Below are 20,534 nucleotides of genomic sequence, written 5' to 3'. Positions count from 1 at the left end.
CACCAAAATTTTGTAGAGATTGGAGCCGGAACACCCCTATGGGAAAAGTAGTTGGAATTGACTTAGGTACGACAAACTCCTGCGTCGCAGTTATGGAAGGCGGCAAACCCACCGTCATAGCCAACGCCGAAGGGGGTCGCACCACACCTTCTGTAGTAGCATATGCTAAAAATGGCGATCAACTTGTCGGACAAATCGCCAAGCGTCAAGCCGTGATGAACGCCGAAAACACCTTTTACTCAGTAAAACGGTTTATCGGGCGTCGGGTTGATGAAGTAACCCACGAAACCACTGAAGTTTCCTACAAAGTCCTCAAAGTCGGCAACAGCCTCAAACTAGACTGTCCCGCCCGTGGCAAGCAATTTGCCCCAGAAGAAATTTCTGCACAAGTTCTCCGTAAACTCGTAGAAGACGCCAGCAAATACCTCGGCGAAACTGTTACCCAAGCGGTAATTACTGTTCCCGCTTACTTCAACGACTCCCAGCGCCAAGCTACCAAAGACGCGGGAAAAATTGCCGGTATAGAAGTGCTGCGGATTATTAACGAACCTACAGCAGCAGCTTTAGCTTACGGATTAGATAAAAAGAGCAACGAAACCATCCTCGTATTTGACTTAGGTGGCGGTACTTTCGACGTATCTATTCTTGAAGTAGGCGACGGCGTATTTGAAGTGCTAGCAACTTCTGGAGACACTCACCTCGGCGGTGACGACTTCGACAAAAAAATTGTTGATTTCATCGCTAACGAATTCCAAAGAGCCGAAGGCATTGACCTCCGCAAAGACAAACAAGCACTGCAACGCCTGACGGAAGCAGCAGAAAAAGCCAAGATTGAGCTTTCGAGCGTTACCCAAGCAGAAATCAACCTGCCGTTTATCACCGCGACTCAAGACGGGCCAAAACACTTGGACACGACTTTGACGCGGGGCAAGTTTGAAGAACTCTGTTCAGATTTGATCGATCGCTCTCGCATCCCCGTAGAAAATGCGATCCGCGACGCCAAATTAGACAAATCTGCAATTAATGAAGTAGTCTTAGTTGGTGGTTCTACACGCATTCCTGCGGTGCAAGAACTGGTCAAAAAAATCCTTGGCAAAGAGCCCAACCAAACGGTAAACCCGGACGAAGTGGTCGCAGTCGGTGCAGCAATTCAAGCCGGCGTACTCTCCGGCGAAGTCAAAGACATCTTGTTGCTCGACGTTACTCCGTTGTCTCTCGGCGTCGAAACCTTGGGTGGCGTGATGACCAAAATCATTCCCCGCAACACCACTATTCCTACCAAGAAGTCGGAAACTTTCTCGACTGCTGTAGACGGCCAAACAAACGTGGAAATTCACGTTTTGCAAGGCGAACGAGAAATGGCGAATGATAACAAGGATTTGGGAACATTCCGCTTAGATGGAGTTCCACCTGCCCCCCGTGGCGTACCTCAAATTGAAGTTACTTTCGATATCGATGCTAACGGTATTTTGAATGTAGCTGCCAAAGATAAAGGTACTGGCAAGGAGCAATCGATTAGCATTACTGGTGCTTCTACTTTGCCCAGCAATGAAGTCGAACGCATGGTGAAGGAAGCCGAATCGAATGCTTCTGCTGACAAGGAACGTCGCGAAAGGATCGATCGCAAAAACCAAGCCGATTCTCAAGCCTATCAAATCGAGAAGCAGTTGGCAGAATTGGGCGATAAGGTTCCCGCTGACGACAAAACTAAGATTGAAGGGTTGCTTAAAGACTTGCGCGAGGCGATCGAGAGTGAAGATGACGATCGCATCAAAACCCTAACCACAGAGTTGCAGCAAGCATTCTACGCTGTAAGCAGCAACCTGTACCAGCAAGCAGGTGGCCCAACTGATGGCCCTGGCGGCCCTGGTGGCCCTGGTGGCTATGGAGACGGCGGCCCCACTGGCGGTGGCGACGACGTGATTGACGCCGACTTCACAGAAGGCAACAAATAGAAGGCTAAACTAAAAGCCCCCAGCTAGCTAGAAGCAAGAAACCCGGTTTTGAACAGAAACCGGGTTTCTGTTTATTCAAAAACAAACAAAAGCCGATCGACTAAAAATCTTGCTTGAGGCATATAGACAAAACTAGAATATGCTTTAATAAATATCATCAACTAGCAGTAATAGCGCAACCGAGAGTAATTAAATGTCACGTTCTCCTATACAAAATTCCTCCCCAAATACTCCCAACCAATCTCATGTTGCATCCTTGCGCCGACTCCGCCGGATCAGCCATTTACTAGACAATGCAATTCCCATTCCCGGTACAAAATACCGCATTGGACTCGATCCGATATTGGGACTGATACCGGGCGGCGGCGATTTAATCAGTTCAATTTTTGCAGGATATGTTGTCTTCAAATCCGCTCAAGTGGGAGTGCCTCAAGAGACTTTAGTAAAAATGGCAGCTAATATCGTATTTGATACAGTTGCTGGTACTGTACCGGTAGCCGGAGATTTGTTGGATGTTGCTTGGAAAGCTAATGTCAAAAATATAGAATTGCTGGATGCTCATTTAGGTTCCCCTGAACAAGGCAAAAAAGCCGATTGGCTATTTGTGGCGGCGTTGCTGTTAGGTTTGATGTTAATTGTCGGAGGCGTGATTTTCTTAAGTTTCATGCTGTTGGGCTGGCTTTTCCAAGTAGTTACCGGGCGTTAATTGGGGATTTTATAATCAAAATTACTCACTCTATTTGTGTCATATTAATAGCATATAATCGGGGAACGTATTCCTTGACAATCCTATGTGAGAATGATTAATGGCAGGGAAAAACATCTGGGTTTTACTACCCGTAGGCTGCGTTGCTTTTTTATCCCTCAACAAAGAGCGAGAATCTCACATATCCCTACATTATAAACAGGGCGAGTGGAAACAAACCCAACACTTTTTTCGCTGCAATACTTGAGAAAAATAATAGCAGTATTAGCTACCAAAAAACAGTGGCTGCAATCAATATTCAATAAATAATATCATTTCCGGTTACACCGGAATGATGTTGACGGTTGACGGTTGACTGTTGACTGTTCACTGTCAACAGTCAACCGTCAACCGTCAACTCGAATTTACTATTCCGATGCTAACTGATTTGATATAAATACTAAAATATGTCAGGGTTTAAAAATTCAATCAACCCGTACCAATAAAATTTAGGATCCTCTTACCAAGAAGAGATATGTGGCATAAATCAGACTTATTGAGCAGAGTCTATTAAAGCACTTTGGAGACATCAAATACCAGGCAGCATCTCACTTTTGACACAAGTGAGATGCTGCCGTTTCTCTGACCGAAATCGAGGTAAATTAACACTCTTCTTATCTCTGAAATGGGTTTTATAATCAAAAGTAAAGCATCGACCTCTTTTGACCTAAATATATATATTTTAAGGGTATTGACAAATATCCTTTAATGTGAACCACCCTCTAAATATTCTTTTAAACTCGGTATTGACCCGATAGCCCTTGAGTCCGATATAGTGATATAATCCAGACTATAATATCAAATTGATATAAATGCTTGAATTATCAGCCCTTGGGCTGCTACAGTGGCAACCCCTGCACGGCTATCGGCTAAAGCAACAACTGGAGCTGTTTATGAGCAGTTGCATCAGCGTCAACTACGGAGCGATTTACCCGCTGCTGAAGCGCTTGGAAGAGCGAGGCGAAATTTCGGTAATAGCCGAAGAAGCCGGAAATGCTGGCTGTACGCGCAAAATCTACGGAATTACCGCCCAAGGGCGCGAACTCTGGCGGCAAAAAATGCTCGAACACCCTCAAGAAAGCTGGGTTAACAGTGGTTCCCGGTTCCAAATCAAGTTTTTCTTTTTTGGCGACTTAGAACCTGAAGAACGGCTGAAGCTATTGGAACACCGCTTGCGAGCCTGTTACACCCGGCAAGACTACATCGAAAGCCTCAAGAGCGAATATCCATTAACCGACGACTATCAATTCGCCTCTAGCGATCGCTGCAAGTCAGTGCTGGCGTCAGAGATAGAGTGGTTAACCGAGCAGCTAGCCAAGGAAAAAAGCGCGATCGCCGGAGTGCGTGACTCCCCAACATCCCCTGAATCCGCCGACTCCAAGGAAAAACGCTTCCAACTCACCCATTCAGGTGAGTCATAAGAAGGATGTGTAATCATTCCTGCGATCGTAACTTTTGAGAAATAACAAGAAGCTTTCCTAAAAAGAATCACTCCCTGGCTTTGCTAACTGTGATCAGACTAAAGCCCTGCACATACCCCAACCTCCTTAAAAAGGTACTTTCCCGATTCCATCCTGTTTAAAATCGCTTGTCCTTATTCCCCCATGTTTGAGGGGGAGCCGGAGAATCAAATATTCCGCCCAAGTCTCAGTAAATCAGAAGTTAAAAAAAATCTAAGTGGTGCTGCCAATGAGTTATTCTAAATCCCCAGAATCCGTCGTTGAAGCTGAAGAGCAAAAATCTCCCACACCGGAACTGCACCCAACCGATGCAGACAGCGAGCAACCGCAGGATTCTGCCACCGTTGCCGATCGCCCCGAACCTGTTGCTAAACCCCGATCACGCTGGCCTCTAATTGCCGCGATCGCGATCGCCACAGGTGCAGCAGGTATCGGCTGGTACTCGTGGCAATCGGCTCATAATCGCACACAGCAACCGGCAGCAGCAGCCCAACCCCCAGGCATACCAGTCAAGCTTGCAGCCGTAACAACGAGCTCAGTCCAAGATTCCTCGGAATTTGTCAGCAGCTTAGAAGCCAAGCGTTCGGTAGAAATCAAACCCGAAGTAGAAGGGCTAGTCACGGAGATTTTTGTCAAATCCGGGGACTTCATAAACCAAGGACAAGCCATCGCCCGCATGAAAAGCGACAGCGCCCAAGCTGACTTGAGGGTATCCCAAGCCAACCTGATTCGCGCTCAATCCCACTTAGCCGAATTGCAAGCAGGAGCCAGGCCCGAAGAAATCGCCCAAGCTCAAGCCCAAGTCGCCCAAGCCCAAGCCAACCTAGCCCAACTGCGATCGGGCTCTCGGCCAGAAGAAATTGGTCAAGCCCAAGCCCGCGTTAGCCAGGCTGAAGCTGACCTCGCCGACGCCCAAACAGGTAGCCTCTTAGAAGACATCGCCCAAGCAAGAGCGCAAATAGAAGCAAGCACAGCCGAAGCAAAATTAGCCAGCCAGCAGCTTGCCAGATATCAGGCATTGGCAAAAGAAGGTGCAGAATCCGCGAACACCCTTGAGCAATACACCCAAAAAGAAGGCAGCGCCAAAGCCAACCTCCGAGAAGCTCAAAGGCGGTTCGAGCAGCGGCAAAAGAACAGACAAGCCGAGATCGATCGCCGGACAGCAGCCTTGCAACAGCAGCGGCAAGCTTTGCGGCAATTGCAAAACGGTTCGCGCCCAGAGGAAATAGCCAAAGCCGAAGCAGAAGTCGCACAAGCCAAGAGCAGATTAGCGCAGTTAGCCAACGGTACTCGCCAAGAACAGCTCGATCAAGCCCAAGCGCAAGTTGCCGAGGCCGCCGCTCAAGTGCGCGGCTTTGAAGTACAACTACAAGAAACTGCTGTCATCGCGCCTTTCGCGGGAGTCATCGGCGACATACCGGTGAAAGTAGGTGATTACTTGCAAAAAGGTAACGCCATTGCCACCCTGACAGAGAACCAATTGCTAGACTTGCGGTTATCAATTCCTTTGGAACGGCAGCCTCAATTACGCTTAGGGCTGCCAGTACAAATGCTTGATGCTGAAGGTAAGGCGATCGCCCAAGGTCAAATCAGCTTTATCTCCCCGAACGTCAGCGCCAATTCCCAAACAATTTTAGCTAAAGCCACCTTTCCCAACCCCACCGGCGAACTGCTTAATCTCCAGTTTGTAAAAGCTAAAGTCATCTGGAAACAGAACCCCGGAATTTTAGTTCCAGTAACAGCAGTTACTCGCTTAGGTGGGGAAACTTTTGTCTTCACAGCTCAAAAGCCGGAACAGCCAAAACCGGGAATGCCACCTTTAGTAGCGCGGCAAAAGCCCGTGAAATTGGGAGCCATTGAGGGGAATAATTATCAAGTTATCGAAGGTTTGAAAGCCGGGGAAAAAATTGTTACCGCAGGCATCCTTAACCTGACCGACGGCGCTCCCCTTATGGCTCAAGAGGAAGGGAAAGCAGCGGCGAAAAAATTACCATTAGCAAGCCAAAAATAAGGTATGTAGTTGCGCTTCAGCGCTCTTAATAGGTGAATTAAGAGCGCTCAATCGCAACTACGTACCTTAAGTGAAACTACTTGATTGCTCCGCTCTAAAAAAGGGAGCTATTTTAATTTTTGACAGAAGTGCAATTAGGAATTAGCAATTATCAACTAACAACTACCCATTACCCAAATAATGTTTGCAGATTTCTTTATTAAACGACCAGTCTTTGCTAGCGTCTGCGCCTTAATTATTGTTTTGGTAGGCGCAATCAGCATTCCCACATTGCCGATCGAGCGCTTCCCCGACATCAGCCCCACCCAAATCAACGTCACAGCCAACTATAGCGGTGCGAATGCTGAAGTTGTCGAAAATGCGGTAACAAACATCCTAGAAAGGCAAATAAACGGCATTGAAGGACTAAAATATCTAACTTCCAGTAGCACTAACAGTGGAACTAGCACCATTACAGCCACCTTTGATACTTCCCGCGACAAAGATATCGCCGCCGTCGATGTGCAAAATCGAGTTGCAGTCGCTCAACCACAACTACCAGATGCCGTACAACGCACAGGAGTTACAGTTACCAAACAATCTAACAGCCTGCTGCTGGCTATAGGATTATTTACCGAAAATAAAGAATACGATACCATATTTTTAAGCAACTACGCCGACCTCTATTTAGCAGATACTTTAAAAAGAGTAAAAGGCGTGGGCGACGTGCGAATTTTTGGGGAAAGACGCTATGCTATGCGCCTGTGGATCGACCCCAATAAATTAGCTGCTCGTAATCTCACAATGCAAGATGTAACAAGAGCAATTAACGAACAAAACTTGCAAGTTGGTGTAGGAAGAATTGGTCAAGAACCAGCCCCTGAAGGGCAAATGTATCAGATTGATTTGAGTGCAGAAAGCCGTCTCAAAAGCCCTACAGAATTTGAAGACATAGTTATTAAAAGCGAACCCAATGGAACTTTAGTTAAGTTAAAAGATGTCGGCAGAGCCGAATTAGGAGCAGAGAATTATAACTCTTTCCTGCGATTTCGAGGGAATGACGCGGTGGGTTTAGGGATTTACCAATTGCCCGGAAGTAATGCTCTAAATGTTGCCCAGGCCGTCAAAGCCGAAATGGCAAAATTAGCTAAAAACTTCCCTCCGGGGGTGATACATAGAATCGCACTAGATACGACTCAATTTGTCCAAGAGTCAATGGCAGAAGTAGTCAAAACTCTGTTTGAAGCAGTCTTGCTAGTGGTGATAGTTATCTTTGTTTTCCTGCAAGATTGGCGCACTACGATTATTCCCACCATCACAATTCCCATTTCCTTGATTGGAACATTTGCCTTTATCAAAGCATTCGGCTTTACGATTAACAGTTTGTCTCTATTTGGTCTTACCTTAGCAACAGGTTTAGTGGTAGATGACGCTATCATCGTAGTCGAAAATATTGACCGTCTAGTCCGCCAAGGTATGAATGCCCGCCAAGCAGCTTCCGAGTCAATGCGGGAACTTTTTAGTGCTGTAATTGCCACTTCCTTAGTATTGATGGCCGTGTTCGTACCCGTGGCATTTTTCCCAGGGACAACGGGAGCACTATATAAACAATTTGCCCTGACAATTGCTTTTTCAGTGCTGCTTTCTACCTTTATGGCGGTTACTCTTACTCCCTCACTTGCCGCTATATTACTGCGCCCAGGTAAGAAGTTTGGCGGCCCGTTGGGTTGGGTGTTTAACCGGATTAATATTTTTCTTGATTGGATACAAAAGAAATATAGAGATTCCTTAATATTCTTAACACGATTTAAAACCATTGTTACCCTGTTGTTTATCGCTTCTCTGGGATTCACCGCTTGGCTTTATTTAGCAGTACCCACCGCCTTTATCCCAGAGGAAGACCAGGGGTATTTTCTGACAATTATTCAAGGGCCTCAAGGCGTTTCGCTGCAATACACCCAGCAGGTAATGGACGGAGTTGAACAAGAAATCCTCAAAGTTCCTGAAGTTGTGGGGACTTTTTCTGTAGGTGGCTTTGGTTTTAGTGGTAATAGTTCCAATCAGGGGATTATATTTACTACCCTTAAACCTTGGAAAGAAAGGGAAGGTGAAGATCAAACCGTACAAGCGATTATTGGTAAATTGCGGGGTAAGTTTTTCTCGATTCCCGAAGCGAGAATTTTCCCTGTGAATCCGCCGGCTATTCAAGGTTTAGGTCAATTTGGAGGCTTCCAATTTCAATTGCAAGACCGCAAAGGTAACAGCGGTTTAGATTCTCTAGTTCAGGCGATGGGCGGGATTTTAAAGCAGGCGAATCAGACGCCCGGATTGCAGGCGGTATTTAGTACGTTTGCTGCCAATACGCCTCAGTTAGTTGTGGAAGTTGACCGCAATCGAGCTAAGGCTCTAGATATTCCCATTAATGATGTTTTCAGTACGTTACAAACGGCTCTGGGTTCTCAGTATGTGAATGATTTTAATCTGCAGCAGCGCAATTATCGGGTGTATGTTCAGGCGGATAAACAGTTTCGTGATAACCCTGAAGATATTAGTAAGTTGTATGTCCGCTCTGGAAAGAATGAAATGATTTCTTTGAGCAATTTGGTGAAAATAACCCCGGTGGTGGGAGCGCAAACGGTTAACCACTACAATTTATATAGGTCAATTGAAATTAGTGGATCTCCGGCTCCGGGATCGAGTTCGGGACAGGCGATAAAATCGATGGAAAAGGTGTCGGCTGAAGTTTTGCCGTCGGGTTTTGGGTATGAATGGTCGGGGAGTTCTTTAGAAGAAATTGAGTCTGGGGGTCAAGCACCAATTATTTTCGGTTTGGGGCTGATTTTTGTGTTCTTGGTTTTGGCGGCTCAGTACGAAAATTATGTCGATCCTTTCATTATTTTGCTATCGGTTCCTCTGGCGATTTTAGGTGCACTTTTAGCTCAGTCGTTGCGGGGTTTGGCGAATGATGTTTATTGCCAGATTGGTTTGGTGATGTTGATTGGGTTGGCTAGTAAAAATGCGATTTTAATCGTGGAGTTTGCTAACCAGTTGCGGGAACGGGGGTATTCAATTGCTAAGGCAGCAGTTGAGGCGTCTCAAGAGCGTTTACGACCGATTTTGATGACTTCTTTATCATTTGTTTTGGGCATTGCTCCCCTAATTAACCCGGAAGGTGCGGGGGCGGCCAGTCGTAGATCGCTAGGGAATGCGATCGCGGGGGGGATGGTTGTTTCTACTTTCTTGAGTTTGTTTATGGTGCCGGTTCTGTATGTGGTGGTTGTCTCGGCTCGCGATCGCTTTCGGAAGCGCGATCGATTAGAAAATCTACCCGATGATGGCACAATTTTGAACGGGAAAACACCTCCCCACGAGGAGATTGAACGCGATAAAGTATCGCCGTTGTAGTAGGTAAGTTGAAAAGGCGATCGTTTTGTGAGTCTCATTGGTGCGATCGCCCAAAACCCGCCAATCCCGCATCAAAACCCCCAAAGTCCCCAGATTAGTCCGGGGATCAATTCTTCAATCGAAAATCGAAAATCGAAAATCCAAAATCGATTGACGGCGGCCCCCATCTGCGGCTACGCTTTGAAGTTAGAGGTTGCTTGCTTGTAGAGGAGGCAGCCCGCGTCGCCCAAAAATCTAGTTGCACTGCCCAAAGCTGCTACGAACAGCAATGGACAGCTAACCGCCAAACTGATCACAGCAGTCTGGAGGCTAACGGAGTATCTTAACATCCTGTGTAGCCGCCCTGCTATGTGTTGAACTGCGGGGCGGCTGGGTTTTTGGGTTTTTCTAGAAAACCCAAAACCAGGAGAACATAATATGTCACAGGAATTCGTGCCTGACGACAACAAATTTGATCGGCCAAATGACGACTCAGCATCAGTATCGGAACAGGAAGTCGTGCTGTTAACGGTTGTCGGTTCGCCGAAGGGTGTCCGGGAAACCATACTCACTTTGTACCGACTAGGATTTGCCGAAGTCGGCGATTGGAGTCCCGTACAACGTGCGGCTAATCCGAAGCAGGTGATGAGCGTGCTGATCCGTCGTTCGCGGGCTAACGGTACACCGCCGAGAAAATCTGAACGGTAAGCTGCGTTGTCATTTTGATTGAAGCGAAGAATCTTCGTGGGGTGGGCGTCTCGCCCGCCCTAAAAATACAATTACTTACTGGGCGTTGATATTGGATTTCAGGCTAGAGGTAAGAGTTTGGCGATCATGGGCAACAATTTACTGCAAGCTTCTAGCAACGTCGCCGTAGTAGGTAAACCAGCAATAGTCCCTTTCAAAATTTTCATTGCCGTTTTCCCCGCCTTTTGCATTGTACTTTCTTGGGGATTTTTCCCTACTTCTGCCAAAGTTTTTACCTGTTCCAATGCTTCAGCTTTATCATCATCAGATAAATCAGTTTCAGCCTCGATCGCGGTTTGTAACTCAGTCAATAATTCTTTGATTCCCGGTTCATCTGGTTTAGCAGAATCAGATAATTGATTAATTGTATTGGCAACAGTACCGCTGATATCACCTAAACTTAAAGCTCCTGCACCGCTAGCCGTAACGGTTCCGCCTGTAATTTCTATTTTGCGACTTTGGTCACTCATAACTTTATTTTGTGATGTAGATTTAACTTCATTATTAATAATAACATTAACAGGTCGCGTCGCCAACAATTTCACAAATTCATTTAACTCCAAACTTTTTTGACGGTAAAAGTTTATATCTCTATCTTTAGCTTGCAGTTCAGATTTGTGCTTGGCTTCTAAATTTTTGATAATTTGCTCATAGGCCTGGATGGTTCGAGTAAGACTTTCGTCATTTTGCATGGTTTGGGTAAGACTTTATGCTTACTTATCCTCCTGAATGATATTAATCGACAGCGGTTGTTTAGCTAAAATCTCATTGAGTTCTCTCAGTTGCTCTATTTCCTCACGATATAAGTCGATTTCATGATCTTTGTATTTTAATTCTGCCTTGTATTTTTGGGCGATCGCCCTTAGTGACGCAACATCCTCTGATTCGGCGATCGACTCATCTTCCTGACTGGAATGAGCATCGGTTTCAAGCTGTGTTAAACTTTTAGAAACTGCTTCGGAAATAGCTATCTCTTGACGGTACATGGCAATCTCGCAATCTTTGGCTCGCAATTCAGCTTGATATTTATCTTCAATAGCCTTTAACAGTAGTTCGTAGTTTTGCTTTAACTCGTGATAAATTATAGCTTGCTTATCATCTGTCAGAGCATTGACAAAGAATGCAATTACTCCCTTTTCGGAATTTTCTATACTCTGGATTGACAATTCTGTATTTTTATTCGCAATGGCAGCTAGCAATTGCTGCAGCAGTAATTTTTTAAATTCCGGTTTCTCTGAACCTACTGATACGCTCATAGCTTTGATTTCCGCTCTTACCAGAGTTTGACTAAAATTATAGCATTACTCACTTTGTGATTAAGGGCGATCCTCTTCGAGGGCTGCGCTAACGGCTGGATCGGGCAACTCCTCGATCGTGTTGGCTGTTGTACCGCCATGATCTCCTAAACTTAAAGAGCCGGCACCGGTAGCGCTAATCGTTCCTCCTGAAATTTCAACTTTGCGACTTTGGTTGATGTTGTCGCTTCCTATTTTATTCTCTGCTGTAGCTTTAACTTCTATGGTAACAGGTTTATCGGCTAACTTATTAATCGTTAGCCACATATCTGCATTTTGCTGGCGATATATAACAATTTGGTCATCTTTACCTTTTAATTCTGCTTTATATTTTTCTTCTACAGCTTTAAGTTCTAGTTGATAATTTTGAGTAAATTCACTATGAATCTTTTCCTTATTCGTATCGGGAGGAACGCTAACTTTGATAACGAAAACTCCATCGCCTTTATTTTCAATACCCTGGATAGTGAGTTCAGTCTCTTCATTGTCTAATTGCACTTGTGTGAAAGCAGTGATAAAGACTTTCCAGTCAACGCCATTGCGGAAAATTAGGTCAACGGTATTTAAAACCTCTTCAAACAGCTTGGTAAATTCTCCGGGTGCAAAGTCGCCACTGCTGGGGCGGCGTTCGCGATCGTCAGTTCCCGGTTTGGCGTTTTCTAGACGATAAACAAACCGACAGTCAACGCGATCGAGCTTTGTATTAGCGTCAATATTCCAAGCTTCAACGCAAGCGCCTGTCATTTTAGCGCTGGTAAAATCAGTACCAAGTGCTTGGGTGATCGTTAAATTAGCCATTTCTAAATTAGATGCTTGGAAATTAGCATCACTGATATTTGCTCCTTTAAGATTAGAGCCGTTGAGGTCTGCGCCTATCAAATTAGCTCCTTTGAGATTAGCGCCAATGTAAGATTTTCCAGCGCCGTTGCGAGTGATGAGTAAGTCTCGAATCAATGGGTTGGCTAAAATAGTGTTATCTACTCTGGCGCGATCTAATCTTTGTGCCTTATTAAACCAAACGCGCGTCAAATTTGCTTTTCTAAAATCAGTATTTTTGAGAGTTGCTTTCGTAAAATCAGCATTGGTTAAATCGCTTCCTTGAAAGTAAGTACCTTTGATAGCTGCATATTCTATCGCTAGATTTTTTAGCCATAAAAATCTCATGTCTTCAGCTTTAGCTCCCCAGCTAATATAAGTGGATATAACAGTAACAGTATAAGTACCAAATAGCATCCCAATTGCAGCCCCTGTCCTCACTTCTGCAAATTTGGGAGTAAAAGTTACGAGTAGAAGCCCGATTGCAGAGCCACACAAGGTCAAAATTACAGCAAAAGTAAACTTTTCAGCTACAACTTCAGCAAAAGTTAAAGCTAATGCTAAATAAAAGATAAAAGCCCAAATTAAAATTAAAACTAAAGCAAAACCTACAGGCTCAGCTACTTCTATAGATAAACCAAAACTAAATGTTAAAACCAAAACAAAGGTAAAAGCTATGCCCATAGATAAAGTCAAAACTGATTTAACTTCCTTAAAGACAAGAAAGCTGATAAAAGCCATGCAGGCTATAAAATAAAATATGCCCGGATAGGTAAAAAACTTTTCATATTTAATGGCTAGAAAAGAGCCGACAAAAGCGCCACCAACCGCTGCTGCAAGTCCTGCGAAAAATGCGCTAATTAATGCGATCGCTACTAGGCAAAATTTCCATTGGTTTGGCAGTCCTGCTTTGGCACGGGTGAAGTCAGCTTCTCTGAGGATGGCATTGGTGAAGTTTGCGCCTCGGATGTCTGCATAGCTGAAGTTTGCACCTGTGAGGTCTTGACCTTGGAAGTTGCGGCCTCGGAGATTTTTACCGGAGAAGTCTTTGGGCATGATTTCACGCAGGGAGATAGTGGCTGTTTTTTCGTTGCGATGCTAGTGGTGGGGATGCCCTGATAAAATTTTAATATATCTGGCTGATTAAACAGGATTTATGCACTCCGACAAAGAAACCGGGTTTTTTACATAATCTGCGGGTTCCAACGAAGTATTTTCGCAAAAAAACCCGGTTTCTGGGCCCCCATGCGTAAGTCCTATTAAAGATTCCCCGCCCTGTGTTCGGCTTCTAATCGCTGATATTCAGCTAATTCTGCGGCTAAATCTACCTCAATTTCATTGCGGTTAGCGTGATAGTAAGATAGTGCTGCATAAACCTGTGCCAAATTTAAATAGGGAATCTCTTCGAGTATTTCTTCTACACTCCGTCCTTGTTTATTCCAAACGGCAATTTGAGCAATAGAAATTCTGGTTCCCGCAATTCGGGGCCGCCCTCCCCTCCACAGGTTTCAGGCGTACTGACAACCAGCGTGCCAATATCGATGCACTTATTGACATACTTACCTCTTACGAAAAACTCAAACAAGCCAAAATATCCTGTTGCGTGAGATAGGAAAAATCATCGAGGATTTCTTCATAACTCATCCCAGAAGCGAGATATTCCCACACGTCATAAACTGTAATTCTCATGCCTCTAATACAGGGTTTACCGCCTCGCTTCCCCGGTTCGATAGTAATGATATTAGCGATGTCTTGTTCTGACATGGCATTTTTCCTTTAGCTACTGTTCTCAATTCTAGCTTAACAAAGGGATAGAGCACTCGTAACGTTTGGTAGTTTCCAGAATTTTATTAGTTCCTTTAATTTCCTCATTCACTTTAACTCAATGCCCGCACAGCCAGCACTCCCCTCAAGTCCCATCAGGGGCGTGCCCGGAGTCATTTTGGGTATCTTTTCGCCGATCGCCCCCCATCGTGCAATAATGATATGACTTGCACAAAAGCTCTATTAGTAGGTAAATCTTGCCTACCTTACCGCTACATATAGCGTCTTAACTGTCAACCCGTGCAAGTTACCAATTAAACCGGCTGTTGCACTACACAAATTTTTCCTAATGGCTGAAGTCCCCCTAAATCCCGCAGAACTTGCAGAAGCCCTCAACGGCTTTACCGATATCAATTTCCAATTGCCAGACCCCGAAGACGAACAAATACCAGAGTTTGATTTTGAAAATCAGGTTGACAATGCCTGGAAAGTGTGCGATCGCTTCGACTTGCAAACCGACATTTGGCGGGGACGCATTCTCCGAACAGTCCGAGACAGAGAAAAAAAAGGTGGCGAAGGACGCGGAACAGGCTTTTTGAACTGGCTCAAAGAAAGAGAAATTGGCAAAAGTCAAGCCTATTCTTTGATAGAACTAGCTAATAGTGCCGATACTCTGATCCAGCAAGGAGATTTAGACCCCGATTCCATTAGAAACTTCAGCAAAAGAGCCTTTGTAGAAACCGCCAAAGCATCTCCCGAAGTGCAGCAAATGGTAACAGATGCCGCAGCAAGTGGCGATCGCATCACCCGCCGCGAAGTCAAACAACTATCCGACGAATGGATGGCAATGAACTCAGATTTATTGCCAGAAGAAGTCAAAGAAAAAGCATCTACAGGTTCTCTACCTTCCCGCTACCTCGCTCCTTTAGTCAAAGAAATGGAGAAACTCTCCCCATCTCACCAAAGCGAAATTCAAAAAGAAGTAGCAGAAAATCCCGACGTAGATACTGTCAAACAGCTAACTTCCGACGCCAAGAACTTATCAAAATATCTCGACGCCGCCGCCCAAGTGCAAGCTCTCAATCAGTCTCACTTAGACATGGAAATGGCCTTAGAAGAGTCATTGCGAGTCGGCTGTTTGGGAACCACCGCCGACGTTGTAAAACAAGCCGCACAGCTAGAACAAACAGTAGTCAAACTCTACACAATTTGGAAGCGTTTAGGCAGTTTGGCCGATAGATTATACGTCGATACAGGAGCAAGCACACCCAATTTGCGGTTGCTTTTGGGATGCTTGGACACTCTTTCGGGAGAAAAGATTGAAGTGGATTTCGGAGACGGAGAACGCTCTATTCGCTTGCAAATTTTTAGCGAATAGCTCAACCTTGACCGCAGATAAGCGCCAACCTCCAGGCTCATTATCTGCGTCGAACCCTGTTCATCTGCGGTTAAAATTTCTGAGTTTTTTCCAAAGATATCGGGGATGCAAATAACGCCGATATTTGGTAACTACTTCTTTCCCCAACAGCACCACGCTAATCCAAAAACAAACCTCAGCCCCAACAGCCAGAACGACAGATAAAGTAGTTTTTTGGGTAATGTTCAGCGGCAGGAATGGCACCACAAAAAAGATTGCCAACCACGGCAGAAAAGATACGATAAATAAAAATAAACCGAGTTTTTGCATAGATTCACATAATACCGCTTTGATATTCCCTTTATCTCTTAGTCCGCTGAAAGTGGACTTCGTTTGTATATAGCAATCCTAAATCATTTGTGAATTTCTTACTCCCTCCCCTTGGTAAGGGGAGGGTTGGGGTGGGGTAAAAATTTTACGACTCATTTAGGATTGCTATAGTAGCGAGTTCAATCGCCGAGTGACTACAAGTTCACATCTTTTACCAATGTCAGCAACAGGCAAGATGCCTGTTCCACAAATACTAAATGTTCTTGTGGAACAGGCATCTTGCCTGTTCTTGAGAATGCTTCAAAATCTGACTATAGCATTTCTTACAAAGGTGAGGTACAATAACAGCAGTGAGTAAACCAATTCCAAATATTTGCTGATGTAACTTCACTAAATGCAAACTCTATGGCTTTTGCTAACTCTTTATAATTAGGTGTCTTGATAGAACGGAGAATATTTTTAAGTTTTGACCATAAATTTTCAATTGGGGAGAAATCCGGCGAATAGGGCGACAAGTATATTAATTTAGCCCCTTTTTTTTGGATGGCTTTTTCTACTTCTTCTCCGGTATGAATAGTACAATTATCCATGACTACACAAGCACCTTTCCATAACTTTGGCACTAATTTTCGGATAATAAAAGCCTCAAATGTAATTGCATCAGTTGTACCTATTAAATTAACTGATGTTAGGACTTCTTTGACCGATATAGCTCCAATTATTGAGACATTTCTTCCGCGTTTATTCGGTTTTGATCCCTTGGCTCTTGAACCTTTTAGAGATCGAGCATATAACCTAACCATTGCCAAGTTTACTCCACATTCATCAATGAATATTAAGTCTTTGAAACAAACTTCTCTAATTTTTTGCCAGAACTCGTATCGCAGGTTCTGAACCCTGTCAGTGCCTTTGTCTGACGGGAAAAGAGTTTTTTTTTCAAAGTCATGTTTAAGAGTTTTGCCATTCTTCCCATCGTTGCTACGCTGATGGTAAAACCAATTTTTTGGTACAGTAAATAACGGAGTTCTTCGAGAGTTGCATCATTGTTTGCTTCAATCAATTCCGCTAAAATTAGCAGTTGTTCTGCATTCAGTTTTAATTTGACTCCACATCGCTCAGTGCGAGGAGCAATGTTTTGGGTGTCACGATACTGTTTAACCAATTTTTGGACAAAACTTAGGGCTACACAAAAACGGTTAGCTATTGCTCTTTGTGACAGCGGTTCATTATGGTACACATCCATAATTTTTTGTCTAAAATCAATCGAATAAGTTTTCATTTTTACTAATGCGTGATCCTTGCTAAAATTTGAGATAGTTGTCATTCTAGTGACTGCTGCGGGTCGAGGGACTACTGCTCGAAGATCGCCCTATTTAATTAGAGCTGTATAACATTTTGAAGTTCTATATTTTTCACTCCGTTTAAGTCAGTTATATTATACCTCATCTTTCTAAGAAATGCTATATAAACTTAATTACCAAGCATCTCCACCTCAATTCTTAATCCCCGTCACCGCAATCCCCCGAATAAACTGCCGCTGACCGGCCAAAAACAGCAACACCACCGGTACAGTTCCAATTACCACCGCCGCCATCAACAACTGCCAACTGCTAGTAAACTGTTCCTGAAACTCCGCCAGAACCAACTGCACAGTCCGCAACTCCGGTCGCGTCGTAAACACCAGCGGCTTAAACAAATCATTCCACTCCCCAATAAAGGTAAACAAAAACAGCGTCACCAAAGCAGGGCGGGCCAAAGGTAACATCACCTGCCACAAAACCTGCCAGCGGTTAGCCCCATCCAGCATTGCAGCCTCCTCCAACTCCACCGGAACAGTCATAAAATACTGGCGCAGCAGAAAAATCCCAAAACCGTTAGCCGCCGTAGGCAAAATCAGCGCCCCGTAGGTATTCAGCAGATGGCCCCACTTCAAAACCATGAAAATCGGAATTACCAAAAGCTGAAACGGAATTACCAGCGTTGCCAAAACCCCCAACACAATGGCCTGTCGCCCCCGAAACTTCAGCCTGGCCAAAGCATAACCGGCCAAAGCAGAAGTCACAACCTGAAAACCCGTCACTGCGAGCGCCACTAGAGTAGAATTAAAGAATGCCAATAAAAAATTACCCCGTCGCCAAGCCTCCTGATAGTTCGCCAAAGTCAAGCCTGTGGCCTTGACACCAACACCAGATGGTGACAGCGAAACCAAAAATACAGCAGCCAGCGGTAGCAGCACCAGGGCAGCCCCCGCCAGCAACAAAATAAAACTCAGCAATTCCAGCGCTTGATATCTGTCAAAGGATTTACCCATAAATTTGTGAATTAACCTAAAATAATAAGCCTGTGAGGTTCTCCAACCCGATCGCCTCCCCGAGGATTCCCATACAACATAATATGTCGTAGAGGGAAAGAAGGAGTACCAAGCGAGGAAGTTGTGGTTAGGATATAATGTTAGAGATAGATTTGGTACTGTAAAACCTTTAAAGGTGGAGACATAGACCGTATTTCTATCATCTATTTCCGGGCAAAAGATCGACTAACGACTAATTCAAGTAATTAGTAAATAGATAGCATTCTAGCGATAGTCTTTCTGGAGTGTTCGACGGCAAAAGTCCGGCTAACACGCTGAGGACGCCAGTTTTTCCCGGAGCGTCAAAGAAAAGTTCTTTGTCGAAAGAATCCTCAGCTATAATCTCTGATTTAGATGGGGTGCGTTCAAAAAAGGTAAAGTGCACTGTCACTGACCCCCAGTTTTAAAGGGGTTTCCAAACATCCCACAAGCTTATATGAGGAGACTACATATCTATGCCCCAGCTTGAGGCCAGCCCAACAATTGACTTTCAAACCGAAACTTACAAAGATGCTTACAGCCGCATCAACGCCATTGTGATTGAAGGCGAACAAGAAGCTCACGACAATTACCTGACACTGGCCGAACTGTTGGCTGACAAAAAAGCAGAGTTAATTGGCTTGTCCAAGATGGAGAACCGCCATATGAAGGGCTTCCAAGCTTGCGGCCGAAATCTTAAAGTCACGCCGGACATGGCATTTGCCAAAGAGTTCTTTTCGGATTTGCACAGAAACTTCCAAACTGCCGCGGCTGAGGGTCAGATTGTAACTTGCTTGCTGATTCAATCGCTAATTATCGAGTGTTTTGCGATCGCAGCTTACAACATCTACATCCCCGTCGCCGATGATTTTGCTCGCAAAATCACCGAAGGCGTCGTCAAAGAAGAATACAGCCACCTCAACTTTGGGGAAGTCTGGCTGCAAGCTCACTTTGAGGAATCCAAAGCGGAATTAGAAGCCGCCAACCGCCAAAACCTGCCCATCATCTGGAAGCTGCTAAACGCTGTCGCAGACGATGCCCGCGTCTTGGGAATGGAAAAAGACGCTTTAATTGAAGACTTTATGATTGCCTACGGCGAAGCCCTAGGTAACATAGGCTTTAACAACCGTGACATCATGCGGATGTCAGCACAAGGCCTCGCAGCCTAGTTAATTTGGAAATAAGGAATGGGAAAACAATTAAAAATAAAAAATAAAAAATGGGATACCTCATTTTAAAAGATAAATTTTTAATCTTCCCATCTTCCATCTTCCATCTTCCATCTTCCATTTTCAATCTTCCTTCATTTGACAACTTAATGTTTGGTCTAATCGGTCACTTAACCAGCTTAGAACACGCCCAATCAGTAGCTAACGAGCTGGGCTATCCAGAATATGCCGATCAAGGTCTTGATTTTTGGTGCAGCGCACCGCCCCAAATAGTTGATCATATCACGGTAACAAGCATCACTGGACAAAAAATAGAAGGCCACTATGTGGAGTCCTGTTTTCTGCCAGAAATGCTCGCCACTCGCCGGATTAAAGCAGCCACTCGCAAAATCCTTAATGCGATGGCACACGCTCAAAAACACGGGATTAACATCACTGCTTTAGGCGGCTTTTCTTCGATCATTTTTGAGACTTTCAACTTGCAGCAAATTAAGCAAATTCGCAATCTCAAGTTGGAGTTTGAGCGCTTCACCACTGGTAACACTCACACGGCTTATATCCTCTGCCGCCAAGTAGAAGAAGCAGCCCCAAAATTGGGGATTGAACTTTCAAAAGCCACTGTAGCCGTTTGCGGTGCTACTGGCGATATTGGCAGTGCTGTCTGTCGCTGGCTGAATGTTAAAACAAATGTAGCAGAATTGTTGCTCATTGCCCGCGACAAAGAACGATTGCAAGATTTGCAATCGGAATTGGGACGAGGCAAAATCATGGATTTGGAAGAAGCCCTGCCCCAAGCGGATATTGTAGTGTGGGTAGCCAGTATGCCAAAGGGAGTAGAAATTGACCCTAAGACATTGAAGCAACCCTGTTTATTGATTGACGGTGGCTATCCGAAAAATTTGGCAACTCAGGTTCAGCATCCCGGAATTTACGTACTAAATGGCGGGATTGTGGAGCATTCACTCGATATAGAGTGGAAAATTATGAAGATTGTCAATATGGATGTACCGGGCAGACAGTTGTTTGCGTGTTTTGCCGAATCAATGCTGCTGGAATTTGAAAAATTGTATACCAATTTTTCTTGGGGACGGAACCAAATTACTGTGGAGAAGATGGAGCAAATCGGTCTTATTTCTGTCAAACACGGTTTCCGACCTTTATTAATGTCAGTTTGATGTTAACAGTTGACAGTT

General features: G+C 44.6%; 19 protein-coding genes. 9 read left to right on the top strand and 10 right to left on the bottom strand.

Annotated features, from left to right (window positions below; genetic code table 11):
- Positions 1-38: 38 nt before the first annotated feature.
- From dnaK to D0A37_RS03400, 5 genes are all read left to right on the top strand, one after another.
- Positions 39-1,955, top strand: a complete 1,917-nt coding sequence (gene dnaK, locus D0A37_RS03420) for a molecular chaperone DnaK (protein WP_242721068.1) — start codon at positions 39-41, stop codon at positions 1,953-1,955.
- Between the two features lie 193 nt (positions 1,956-2,148).
- On the top strand, positions 2,149-2,661 hold the full coding sequence (locus D0A37_RS03415) for a DUF4112 domain-containing protein (protein WP_242721065.1): 513 nt from the start codon (positions 2,149-2,151) through the stop codon (positions 2,659-2,661).
- A gap of 851 nt (positions 2,662-3,512) precedes the next feature.
- Positions 3,513-4,121, top strand: a complete 609-nt coding sequence (locus tag D0A37_RS03410; protein ID WP_242721062.1) for a PadR family transcriptional regulator — start codon at positions 3,513-3,515, stop codon at positions 4,119-4,121.
- Positions 4,122-4,389: 268 nt separating this feature from the next.
- On the top strand, positions 4,390-6,171 hold the full coding sequence (locus tag D0A37_RS03405) for an efflux RND transporter periplasmic adaptor subunit (RefSeq protein ID WP_242721059.1): 1,782 nt from the start codon (positions 4,390-4,392) through the stop codon (positions 6,169-6,171).
- A 180-nt stretch (positions 6,172-6,351) separates the two neighbouring features.
- Positions 6,352-9,555 carry an efflux RND transporter permease subunit gene (locus D0A37_RS03400; RefSeq protein ID WP_242721056.1) on the top strand — a complete coding sequence of 1,068 codons (3,204 nt, stop codon included), beginning with the start codon at positions 6,352-6,354 and terminating at the stop codon, positions 9,553-9,555.
- Between the two features lie 173 nt (positions 9,556-9,728).
- Here the strand turns inward: D0A37_RS03400 and D0A37_RS03395 are convergent, their stop codons facing one another.
- Positions 9,729-9,884, bottom strand: a complete 156-nt coding sequence (locus tag D0A37_RS03395) for a hypothetical protein (protein WP_242721053.1) — start codon at positions 9,882-9,884, stop codon at positions 9,729-9,731.
- Positions 9,885-9,972: 88 nt separating this feature from the next.
- Between D0A37_RS03395 and D0A37_RS03390 the strand changes: the two genes are divergently transcribed.
- The gene (locus D0A37_RS03390) at positions 9,973-10,242 is read left to right on the top strand and encodes a hypothetical protein (RefSeq protein ID WP_242721050.1); all 270 of its coding nucleotides are present in this window, start codon (positions 9,973-9,975) and stop codon (positions 10,240-10,242) included.
- Positions 10,243-10,340: 98 nt separating this feature from the next.
- Here the strand turns inward: D0A37_RS03390 and D0A37_RS03385 are convergent, their stop codons facing one another.
- From D0A37_RS03385 to D0A37_RS03365, 5 genes are all read right to left on the bottom strand, one after another.
- Positions 10,341-10,973, bottom strand: coding sequence for a hypothetical protein (locus D0A37_RS03385; protein ID WP_242721047.1), 633 nt, complete (start codon positions 10,971-10,973; stop codon positions 10,341-10,343).
- Between the two features lie 21 nt (positions 10,974-10,994).
- On the bottom strand, positions 10,995-11,537 hold the full coding sequence (locus D0A37_RS03380; protein ID WP_242721044.1) for a hypothetical protein: 543 nt from the start codon (positions 11,535-11,537) through the stop codon (positions 10,995-10,997).
- A 60-nt stretch (positions 11,538-11,597) separates the two neighbouring features.
- On the bottom strand, positions 11,598-13,448 hold the full coding sequence (locus D0A37_RS03375) for a pentapeptide repeat-containing protein (RefSeq protein WP_242721041.1): 1,851 nt from the start codon (positions 13,446-13,448) through the stop codon (positions 11,598-11,600).
- Positions 13,449-13,651: 203 nt separating this feature from the next.
- Positions 13,652-13,777, bottom strand: a complete 126-nt coding sequence (locus D0A37_RS28880; protein WP_278187151.1) for a hypothetical protein — start codon at positions 13,775-13,777, stop codon at positions 13,652-13,654.
- Between the two features lie 181 nt (positions 13,778-13,958).
- A complete protein-coding gene (locus D0A37_RS03365) occupies positions 13,959-14,156 on the bottom strand; it encodes a DUF433 domain-containing protein (RefSeq protein WP_242721038.1) in 198 nt (65 codons plus the stop codon).
- Positions 14,157-14,505: 349 nt separating this feature from the next.
- Here D0A37_RS03365 and D0A37_RS03360 point away from each other — a divergent pair, with 349 nt between their 5' ends.
- Entirely contained in the window at positions 14,506-15,534 is a 1,029-nt protein-coding gene (locus tag D0A37_RS03360; protein WP_190740533.1) for a hypothetical protein, read from the top strand.
- 60 nt (positions 15,535-15,594) lie between these two features.
- On the opposite strand, the gene D0A37_RS03355 is transcribed toward D0A37_RS03360, so the two are convergent.
- From D0A37_RS03355 to D0A37_RS03340, 4 genes are all read right to left on the bottom strand, one after another.
- The gene (locus D0A37_RS03355; protein WP_242721035.1) at positions 15,595-15,843 is read right to left on the bottom strand and encodes a transporter suffix domain-containing protein; all 249 of its coding nucleotides are present in this window, start codon (positions 15,841-15,843) and stop codon (positions 15,595-15,597) included.
- Positions 15,844-16,166: 323 nt separating this feature from the next.
- Positions 16,167-17,122 (bottom strand): IS630 family transposase gene (locus D0A37_RS03350; RefSeq protein ID WP_242715677.1). Its coding sequence is split into 2 segments (ribosomal slippage): positions 16,167-16,789 and positions 16,789-17,122, totalling 957 coding nucleotides; the frame shifts between segments, so codons are not numbered across the junction.
- Positions 17,123-17,335: 213 nt separating this feature from the next.
- A complete protein-coding gene (locus D0A37_RS03345; protein ID WP_242721032.1) occupies positions 17,336-18,154 on the bottom strand; it encodes a carbohydrate ABC transporter permease in 819 nt (272 codons plus the stop codon).
- A gap of 232 nt (positions 18,155-18,386) precedes the next feature.
- Positions 18,387-18,578 (bottom strand): hypothetical protein, encoded by a 192-nt coding sequence (locus D0A37_RS03340; protein ID WP_242721029.1) that lies wholly within the window; start codon positions 18,576-18,578, stop codon positions 18,387-18,389.
- 70 nt (positions 18,579-18,648) lie between these two features.
- Here D0A37_RS03340 and D0A37_RS03335 point away from each other — a divergent pair, with 70 nt between their 5' ends.
- Complete coding sequence (locus tag D0A37_RS03335) at positions 18,649-19,341, top strand: aldehyde oxygenase (deformylating) (protein WP_242721026.1); 693 nt, start codon at positions 18,649-18,651, stop codon at positions 19,339-19,341.
- A 149-nt stretch (positions 19,342-19,490) separates the two neighbouring features.
- Positions 19,491-20,516 (top strand): long-chain acyl-[acyl-carrier-protein] reductase, encoded by a 1,026-nt coding sequence (locus tag D0A37_RS03330; RefSeq protein WP_006633353.1) that lies wholly within the window; start codon positions 19,491-19,493, stop codon positions 20,514-20,516.
- Positions 20,517-20,534: the final 18 nt, after the last annotated feature.

The sequence above is a fragment of the Microcoleus vaginatus HSN003 genome, assembly GCF_022701255.1.
Lineage (GTDB): Bacteria > Cyanobacteriota > Cyanobacteriia > Cyanobacteriales > Microcoleaceae > Microcoleus > Microcoleus vaginatus_B.
This window is presented reverse-complemented; position numbering and strand designations above follow the sequence as displayed.